Here is an 8,717-nt window from a genome sequence, read left to right as displayed (position 1 = left end):
GTTATTGGTTAATTACCGATATTATTACCTGGATAATGGCTAATAGAAGAAGTTTTTTAAAGAAAAGTGCTCTTGCATCTCTATCTACATTGGTAGGGGCAGAAATAGTGTTTGCAAATAACCTTCCGGAAGGGCTGTCACCTGTCATTCTTCAGGATAATACTGACTTCTACAGTTTGTTTGACAAGCATAAGGACATGATTGTGCTTAACGACCGACCCTGGAATGCCGAGGCGCAAGCGCATTTATTGGATGATGAGGTCACCCCTGCTTCAAAAATGTTTGTAAGAAACAATGGCCTGATCCCTAACAAAATAGATGTAAATAAATGGACACTTACCATAGAGGGTGAGTCTGCCAAACAAACTAAAACATATACTTTATCTGATTTAAAGAAGTTCCCTAAACATACATACAACCTCACGCTGGAATGTGGGGGTAATGGCCGTAGTGAGTTTAATCCTCCAGCCAAAGGTAATCAATGGACGGTTGGGGCCGTCTCATGTGCTTCCTGGACAGGTGTTAGGCTCAAAGATTTACTCATGGATGTAGGGTTGAAATCAGATGCAGTATATATTGGATATTACGGAACTGATACTCACCTCAGTGGTAACCCCGAAAAAGAACCCATTTCGAGAGGTATACCTTTAGCAAAAGCACTACAGGAAGAAACGCTGGTTGCTTATTCTATGAATGGTCAGGACATACCAATAGCACATGGGCATCCGCTTCGATTGGTTGCCGGTGGTTGGCCTGCATCAGTGTCTGGCAAATGGGTCAATAGGCTAGTGATTCGTAACAAAGTACATGATGGTGCTAAAATGGGTGGCCAATCCTATCGGGTGCCGTGCGAAGCAGTAGAACCAGGTACAAATGTGCCAGACGAAAAGATGTGCATTATTGAATCTATGCCTGTAAAGTCCCTCATTACTTATCCTAAAACAGGGGCCCTACTCAACAAAAAATCACTTGATATAAGGGGCCATGCCTGGGCCGGGGAGTTACAAGTCAAGGAAGTACACTACTCAATTGATTTTGGGGCTACCTGGCATTTATGTGAGCTACAAGCACCGGTTAATCGGTTAGCGTGGCAGCGCTGGTCTGCAAAGGCTTCTTTTCCAATAAATGGATATTACGAGGTATGGGTTAGGGCGACAGATGAAAATGGGCACATGCAGCCGATGGTGATCCCAGGATGGAACCCAAAGGGCTATTTAAATAATGCCTGCCATCGCATAGCGGTAAAGGTGAGTTAGTAGAAAATGGAAAAAGAGCAGGTAGAATTAGTAAGAAAAATCTACAGAATTACACTTGGAATCCTGTCGATGACCCTTTTATTAGCGGTTGCTATCGTCTATATCCAAATTGACCCAGCGCTAAAATTATTTAATAACAAAGAGGAAATAGCCCAAGTCACCCCACCTGAAGATGATGACTTAATTGAAAATGGTATACACGTTCGCACAGGGTTAAAAGATGGTGAATCTCTAATGCTAGTTGTACAAAACTGTACAGCATGTCACTCAGCAAAAATAATTATTCAAAACAAAGCCGATAGAGAGGGCTGGAAAAGTATAATTAAATGGATGCAGGAAACACAGAGCCTCTGGGAACTGGGAGAAAATGAAGATAAAATAATTGACTATTTGGTTACAAACTACCCACCTCAGAAGAAAGGGCGTAGGGCAGTACTTACAGATATAGAATGGTATGAATTGGAATAATATATTCGCATTTATATTATGTTTAGGTGGGTGTTTTGCCTGTCAAGAGGCTAAAAATGAGGTTAATGTCATTGCGTATGACAACGGCTTAATCGAGGCTAAAGACCTGGCGACTATCATTGATGAGGACTCAGTGGTCGTAATTGATATGCGAAAACCTGAAGCCTATCAAAAGCAGCACATCCCAGGGGCGGTTAATATCTGGCGCACAGACATACAGGAAAATACGTTGCCGTATGGAGGTATAATTGCTTCCAAAAGTCAACTAGAAGATTTGCTCGGAAAGCACGGTATTTCTCGGGACCACTTTTTGGTTATATATGACGACAAAGCCTCTTGTGATGCTGCAAGGTTATGGTGGGTGCTCGATTTTTACGGATTTAACAATGTAGCCTTGTTGCACGGTGGTGTAAAAGCATGGCAAACTGTCGGCCAATTAACTCATGAAAAAACCATTAGGCCTCAATCAAAATTTACCTTTCAAGAAAATTATTCTTCCTCCCGTTTTGTTGACCTCAAAGAACTTATAGCCATTTATAAAGACACGACCATTGTGATAATAGACAGTAGAACTGAAGATGAATATAATGGCTACTACATGAAAACCGGTGCATACGATAGTGGCAAAATACCCGGCAGTATTCATATCGATTGGGCCAGTAATGTAGATTATGAAAAGCAATTATTTAAAACTATAGATGATATAAAGACTAACTACACGAGCAATATGATCGATTCTGGGTCTAACATTGTTGTGTATTGTCATTCTGGTGTGCGCTCCGCACACACCACATTTGTACTTACCCAATTATTGGGCTACAATAACGTAAAAAACTATGACGGCTCATGGACAGAGTGGACTTACCATAAACTGCCTGTGGAGAGACCGAAAATTAACGAAGTGCTTAAGTAAATAAAAATGCAGAAATACATAGACATATTCATTGACGGCTACAAGGGCTATGCTTCGTACTTGTGGCATGAAATTACTCACCCCACCTGGCACAATTACTTTTATTGGCTTATAGGGGTGTCAGCTTTTTTCTTTTTACTTGAAATTGTTAGTCCCTGGAGGAAAAACCAACCCAGGTTTCGTAAGGACTTCTGGCTTGACTTCTTCTACATGTTCTTCAACTTTTTCTTATTCTCATTGATCATTTACAATGCAGCTTCAGATGTTGTAGTCAATTTTTTTAATGATACATTAGCATCCATCGGCATTACCAACCTGGTGGCGTTTGAGGTGATGTCATGGCCACTTTGGGCGCACCTCTTGTTGGGCTTTGTGGTGAGGGATTTTGTACAATGGAATGTACATAGACTGCTGCACCGCTCCGATTTTTTATGGGAATTTCATAAGGTACACCATTCTGTAGAGCAAATGGGTTTTGCAGCCCATCTGAGATATCACTGGATGGAAAACGTTGTATATCGAACACTTGAGTATATACCGCTGGCCCTGATCGGCATTGGTTTGAGAGATTTTTTCATCATCCACATTTTTACACTGGCCGTAGGTCACTTTAATCACTCTAACCTTAAAATCAACCTTGGGCCTCTCAAATATGTATTCAACAATCCGCAAATGCACATTTGGCATCATGCCCACGACCTACCCAAAGAAAGAAGGTTTGGAGTAAACTTTGGGCTCACACTAAGTATTTGGGACTATTTGTGGGGCACCAACTACATACCTTATGATGGACGTGATATAAAACTGGGCTTTCCGGGAGTTGAGAAATTTCCAAAAACGTTTACTCAGCAAAACCTACATGGTTTCAAAATTTTTGATCCAAAAAAGGGCATTCCTAACGAGGAAACGACAACAGAGAAACCGGTTAAAGAAACACAAAGCAAGCAGCCTGTAGTTTAGCTGTGAAATCTACATTTAGCAGCCGTTTGTAACTTTTGTTACACAGCGGTAGTTTTTGCTAGCGTAGATTTGATGTTTTAACACATAAAATATGTTTGGACTGCTTAAAAAATCAAAACACAAAAATATAGATAGTGCCACCTTCAGAGAGCTGATGTCGCAACCTGATGTACAAATCCTGGATGTGAGAACTCCTGCTGAAGTATTTGCCGGTGCCATACCTAACCATCTCAACATCAACTTAATGTCATTTGACTTTACCAATAAGGTAAAAGCACTTGATCGAGATAAAACATACCTGGTATATTGTAGAAGTGGTGCCCGTAGCGCCAGAGCTTGTAAGAAAATGAGTAAAATAGGTTTTGAAAATCTTTATAATCTTTCTGGCGGTATTATCGGTTGGAACAATGCCTAAATGAATAGGAACCAATTTCTCAAAATAAGCTTGCTGGCAAGTCTTACACTGGGCCTTGCTCCTTTTTACCCCGAACCACACCTGTTGGGTAAAATCAGGTGGATTGCTGGTGGTGGTGTTGGCATGGATGCTCAGGATTATTTTGATCTGCTATTGCATGGTTTACCATGGCTACTGCTTATGGTCGCCATAATTCTTAAATTTGCTCAGTCTAAAAAATGAGATTTATACTCTCAGCCATATTAATATTTGTGATGTACTCTGGTTTTGCCCAAAAAGTAAGCAGTACTGCTTACGATCTTGTACTTAAAACATTACTTAGCAGTAATGTAGCCACCATTTCAATATCAGATGCTGCCAAAGGCAACTTCCACTTTATCGATGCGCGCTCTTTGGAAGAGTATCAGGTAAGCCACATTGCTGAAGCGACCTGGGTAGGTTTCGACAGTTTTGATATCGAAAGAACCTCTTGCCTCTCTAAAGATGAACCCCTCGTAATTTATTGTAGTATTGGCTACCGTAGTGAGAAAATTACCGAAAAACTACAGGCTGCCGGTTTTACAAGAGTCTACAACTTATATGGTGGCTTGTTTGAGTGGGTTAACCAGGGCAAATCAGTTTACAAAGATGGTTGTGAAACAAAAAATGTTCATGCCTTTAACAAAACATGGGGTATTTGGCTTAAGAAAGGAAAGAAGGTTTATTAAATCACATCAACTTCTATGAGAAAGTTTGCACTAATCATCATTTTGTCAATATTCACGCACATCACCATGGCGCAATCAAACACTAATCTTATTTATCCGGAAATAAATAATTATGGTGGTGTGGTAAAGGTGCCATCAGATGCTTTTACACCAATCACAGGTGAGAAAATAGTGATCGATATTGTGAACGGACCGGAAGATCATTCTGCCCTAAACAAAGATCTTGATAGAGTGGCACGTCTGATCAATCTTTATAAACTCAGCAATATTGCACCAGAGCAACTCGATATTAAGATTGTGCTTCATGGTGGAGCTACTACTTTGGCTTTATCCGATGAGAGTTATAAGACGCTTTTGGGGTCACAAAACCCAAATTCAGAATTAATGCAAGCTTTGCTAGCTCGGGGTGTTGCATTTTATGTATGCGGACAATCATTTTTTAGAAAAGGCTATAAAGAAACAGACCTCCATGCAGATGTAGATATGGCTGTCTCCGCAATGACTACCCTCATCATGCTACAGAAGGAAGGTTATCAACTCTTAATTTTTTAAGTAGTTTTTCATATTCGAAGCTAAACTTTAATTCCTCTCGACTGTTTAGCTCTATGTAAAAGTTGGCTTCAAGTCAACTTATTTTTAATTGTGCTCATTTATGGATCATGTGTCACCAAAACTAGTTATAGTAATACAAATCGATGCGGAGAGAGTCGATTGTGCAAGCGCTTTGCTTAAAAAGCTAATCGAGCATGAGGGGTTTGCCTATCTGATCATTACAAATGATAATATAAAGCTTACTGATGTAGAGCTACCCGTATTGGAAGTGACCGATAGCGCTAGTATTCAACGCGATCAAGTCTACATAATTCAGAATAATAAGCAGATTAAGTTAGGTGGCGGAAGAGTTAAGGTCGAAGATAAAAAGACTGCTACAGAGAGCAAAGCGCAAGAAAGTCTTTACAAATCATTGGCACTCAATTACGGCAGCCGTGCTGTAGCCATAGAGCTTTCGCCTAAGTCTACCTATGATTATAAAGGTCTTGAGTTTATAGTTAAACTAAAAGGACTGGCACTCATCGATAAAAACAGTTTCAATTCCACTCATGAGTCGGGAGGCTTGAAACTGCTGGAATCAGGTGAAATGGTAGAGCATATTACAAAGCATGCTTCTACCCCACTCAACCACCCGGAAAACCTCAACGATAAAATATCTGGTATAGATAGTTTGGAGGAGCTCGTAGCCATTCGTGAAGAGCAATTTCGCACTATGGCCAACTCAATACCTCAGCTGGCCTGGATGACTGATAGCTCCGGATATATCTACTGGTACAACAATCGTTGGTATGACTATACCGGCACCACCCTCGATGAAATGAAAGGCTGGGGCTGGATGAAAGTACATCATCCTGACCATGTAGATCGCGTAGTGGAGAAATTTAACAACCATGTTGAGGCAGGTGAAGCCTGGGAAGACACTTTTCCGCTAAAAAGTAAGGATGGAGAATTTCGTTGGTTTTTATCCAGAGCAGAATTGATAAAAGATGAAGATGGTAACATCACCAACTGGTTTGGTACCAATACGGACATCACAGATCAGATGGAATTAGAATCTTCTCTTAAAAATGCTGTTTCTAAACTGGAAGAAGCCGATAAGCGAAAAAATGATTTCTTATCGTTGCTAGGTCATGAACTACGAAACCCCTTGGCCTCACTGAAAGGTAGTGTAGACATGCTGGATATGGGTATCGCCACTCAGGACCAGGTGATGGGAATAATGAAAAGAGGTATTTCTACCATGTCGCAGCTTTTAGATGATTTGCTCGACCTTTCAAGAATTAGTAGAAATACCGTAAAACTCAAACGGGCTGTTTTTAATGTCTCTGACTTATTAACTAATAAAAAACAGGAAATTCTTCAGTTGGTAAACCCTAAAGACATAGAACTTAAGACAGACATTGAAGATAATCTTTGGGTAAATGGAGATTCTACACGCATAGATCAAATCGTCTCTAACCTAGTAAGTAATGCCATCAAGTATACACAGGAAAATGGTAAGCTGCAGCTAAAAAGCTGGGCAGATGGTAACCAAATTAAAATTCAGATTGCTGACAGCGGCATTGGGATTGACAAAGAGACGCTGGAAAAAGTATTTGATCCTTTCTACCAAAAGGCACCTGAAGGTAAAGCCAACTCTGGAATGGGTATAGGACTTACCCTGGTGAAGGAACTCGCAGAGATGCATGATGGGGATATTACAGCGCATAGTGATGGTATCGGCAAAGGCTCTACATTCACACTTTCGCTACCACAGGCGCCTCAAATCATAGATTCAGGTTCGGAAACTAACAATAATGTTCGCATCAAAAACAACCTGAAAGTGGTGTTGGTAGATGATAATGAGGATTTGCTGATGACCTTTGGAAGTATCTTACAAAAAATGGGTTGTGAGATCCATAGAGCTTCTAACGGCCAGGAAGGCATTGACCTTATTTCTCTCGAAAAGCCCGCAGTGGCATTTGTAGACATCGGCTTACCAGATATGACTGGCTACGATGTAGTAAAGAGCCTTAGAGCCAATGGTTATAATGGAAGACTGTTTGCAGCTTCCGGTTATGGCCACGAAGATGCCATTGATCAAGCTCAGGCGGCCGGTTTTGACAAGCATTTTGCCAAGCCGTTAGACTTACAAATAATTAAAGTTCTTCTTTCCGATATTTCAGAGAATCAGTAGGGCTTAACTTTTTCCATACTATAATTTAGAGTAACTTGATTTCAAAACCACCCCCCCCCAGATGAAATCTAAGATTCTATTTGTCGTATGCCTGCTTTTTGGTCTCATGTTTATCAATGCAGGCCTCAATAAGTTTTTTCAATACATGCCGATGCCTGAAGACATGCCAGAAAAACTGATGGATATGTTTAATGGTATGATGCAAATTGGCTGGCTCATGCCTCTGCTTGCTACAGCTGAAATCGTAAGCGGCATCCTTTTCATTATTCCTAAAACCAGAGCATTAGCTGCTGTGATGATCACACCAATTATGATAGGAATTTTACTTACGCACTTTTATGTAGGTGAGGGTTTGTTGTTACCAATCATACTGACTGGCATCCTGCTATGGGTTATTGGCGAAAACTGGCGCAAATACCTCCCAATGCTTATGAACTGATTGACTTATACCGTTTAATCACAATCCGTCTGCAAAACAGACGCGATATTGCTTCATTAAGAAGCTATTTTTCAGTATTTTACATAGAATAAATATAAAGTTTTGTTTCTTCTAATTGTATAGTCAATTACCAATGTACCGAATCAGCCTCAAGGAGTATACTTTAGCCGTTCTGATTTTTGTAGTTGTTAATTTTCTTGGTTATTTCTTAATAAAATCGTACATACCTCTACCCTACCAGTCAGTGAGTTTAATCCCGCTAAACTTTCTGTTTTTTATAGCACTGTCATACTACATTGTTAAAATATTTAAGACCGACCAGCCTTCAAACCAAGCGACCCTCAAGGCAAAATCTAATTTGGTAGATTACTCAACCAACCTGCTTTGGTCTATTGATAGTAATTACTGCCTTACAGCTTTCAACAAGCAATTTGCCACATCTATCAAGCGATTTATTCCAAACCCTAAAGAAGGGGATTACTTACTTAGTGAGGTGTTTGATGAAGATACCCGAAATTGGTGGAAACAGTATTACGATAGAGCCTTAGCAGGAGAGCAATTTATCGATGTTTCTAAAAACAGTGAAAATGGTGAGATACTTTATAGCGAAAACCATTTTACCCCAATTATTACCAATAATGTAGTTACAGGAGTGAGTTGTAGTGCCAGAGATATTACCGAAGCAAAAACAGAGCAACGCCTGAAGGAGCGCTCACAACAAAAAGTAAAACTTCAAAAACAGCTTTTTGATAACGTCTTTGAAAATCTCACCGTTGCACTATTAATCACCGATTATGAAAATGATGAAGTCAAGTTTTTAAATAAAGAATT

At 40.1% G+C, this 8,717-nt stretch carries 11 protein-coding genes; all 11 read left to right on the top strand.

Annotation, left to right across the window (positions count from 1 at the left end):
- Positions 1–35 precede the first annotated feature (35 nt).
- Positions 36–1,256: a sulfite oxidase gene (locus E1176_RS10660; RefSeq protein ID WP_155210596.1), complete on the top strand. Its 1,221-nt coding sequence runs from the start codon at positions 36–38 to the stop codon at positions 1,254–1,256.
- A 6-nt stretch (positions 1,257–1,262) separates the two neighbouring features.
- Positions 1,263–1,724, top strand: coding sequence for a monoheme cytochrome C (locus E1176_RS10655; RefSeq protein WP_155210595.1), 462 nt, complete (start codon positions 1,263–1,265; stop codon positions 1,722–1,724).
- Positions 1,711–2,637: a sulfurtransferase gene (locus E1176_RS10650; protein ID WP_155210594.1), complete on the top strand. Its 927-nt coding sequence runs from the start codon at positions 1,711–1,713 to the stop codon at positions 2,635–2,637. The genes E1176_RS10655 and E1176_RS10650 overlap by 14 nt, the downstream gene beginning before the upstream one ends.
- 6 nt (positions 2,638–2,643) lie before the next feature.
- Positions 2,644–3,597 (top strand): sterol desaturase family protein, encoded by a 954-nt coding sequence (locus E1176_RS10645; RefSeq protein WP_155210593.1) that lies wholly within the window; start codon positions 2,644–2,646, stop codon positions 3,595–3,597.
- 91 nt (positions 3,598–3,688) lie between these two features.
- Entirely contained in the window at positions 3,689–4,012 is a 324-nt protein-coding gene (locus E1176_RS10640; RefSeq protein ID WP_155210592.1) for a rhodanese-like domain-containing protein, read from the top strand.
- Positions 4,013–4,234, top strand: a complete 222-nt coding sequence (locus tag E1176_RS10635) for a hypothetical protein (RefSeq protein WP_155210591.1) — start codon at positions 4,013–4,015, stop codon at positions 4,232–4,234.
- The gene (locus tag E1176_RS10630; RefSeq protein WP_155210590.1) at positions 4,231–4,719 is read left to right on the top strand and encodes a rhodanese-like domain-containing protein; all 489 of its coding nucleotides are present in this window, start codon (positions 4,231–4,233) and stop codon (positions 4,717–4,719) included. Before E1176_RS10635 ends, E1176_RS10630 begins: the two co-directional genes overlap by 4 nt.
- Positions 4,720–4,734: 15 nt before the next feature.
- Positions 4,735–5,271 carry a DsrE family protein gene (locus E1176_RS10625; RefSeq protein ID WP_155210589.1) on the top strand — a complete coding sequence of 179 codons (537 nt, stop codon included), beginning with the start codon at positions 4,735–4,737 and terminating at the stop codon, positions 5,269–5,271.
- Positions 5,272–5,443: 172 nt separating this feature from the next.
- Complete coding sequence (locus E1176_RS10620) at positions 5,444–7,447, top strand: ATP-binding protein (RefSeq protein ID WP_222933130.1); 2,004 nt, start codon at positions 5,444–5,446, stop codon at positions 7,445–7,447.
- A gap of 61 nt (positions 7,448–7,508) precedes the next feature.
- On the top strand, positions 7,509–7,886 hold the full coding sequence (locus E1176_RS10615; protein WP_155210587.1) for a DoxX family protein: 378 nt from the start codon (positions 7,509–7,511) through the stop codon (positions 7,884–7,886).
- A gap of 133 nt (positions 7,887–8,019) precedes the next feature.
- Positions 8,020–8,717 (top strand): PAS domain S-box protein (locus E1176_RS10610; RefSeq protein WP_155210586.1); only part of this gene is annotated, 698 nt, incomplete at its 3' end.

Source organism: Fulvivirga aurantia, assembly GCF_009711475.1.
Classification (GTDB): Bacteria; Bacteroidota; Bacteroidia; order Cytophagales; family Cyclobacteriaceae; genus Fulvivirga; species Fulvivirga aurantia.
This window is presented reverse-complemented; position numbering and strand designations above follow the sequence as displayed.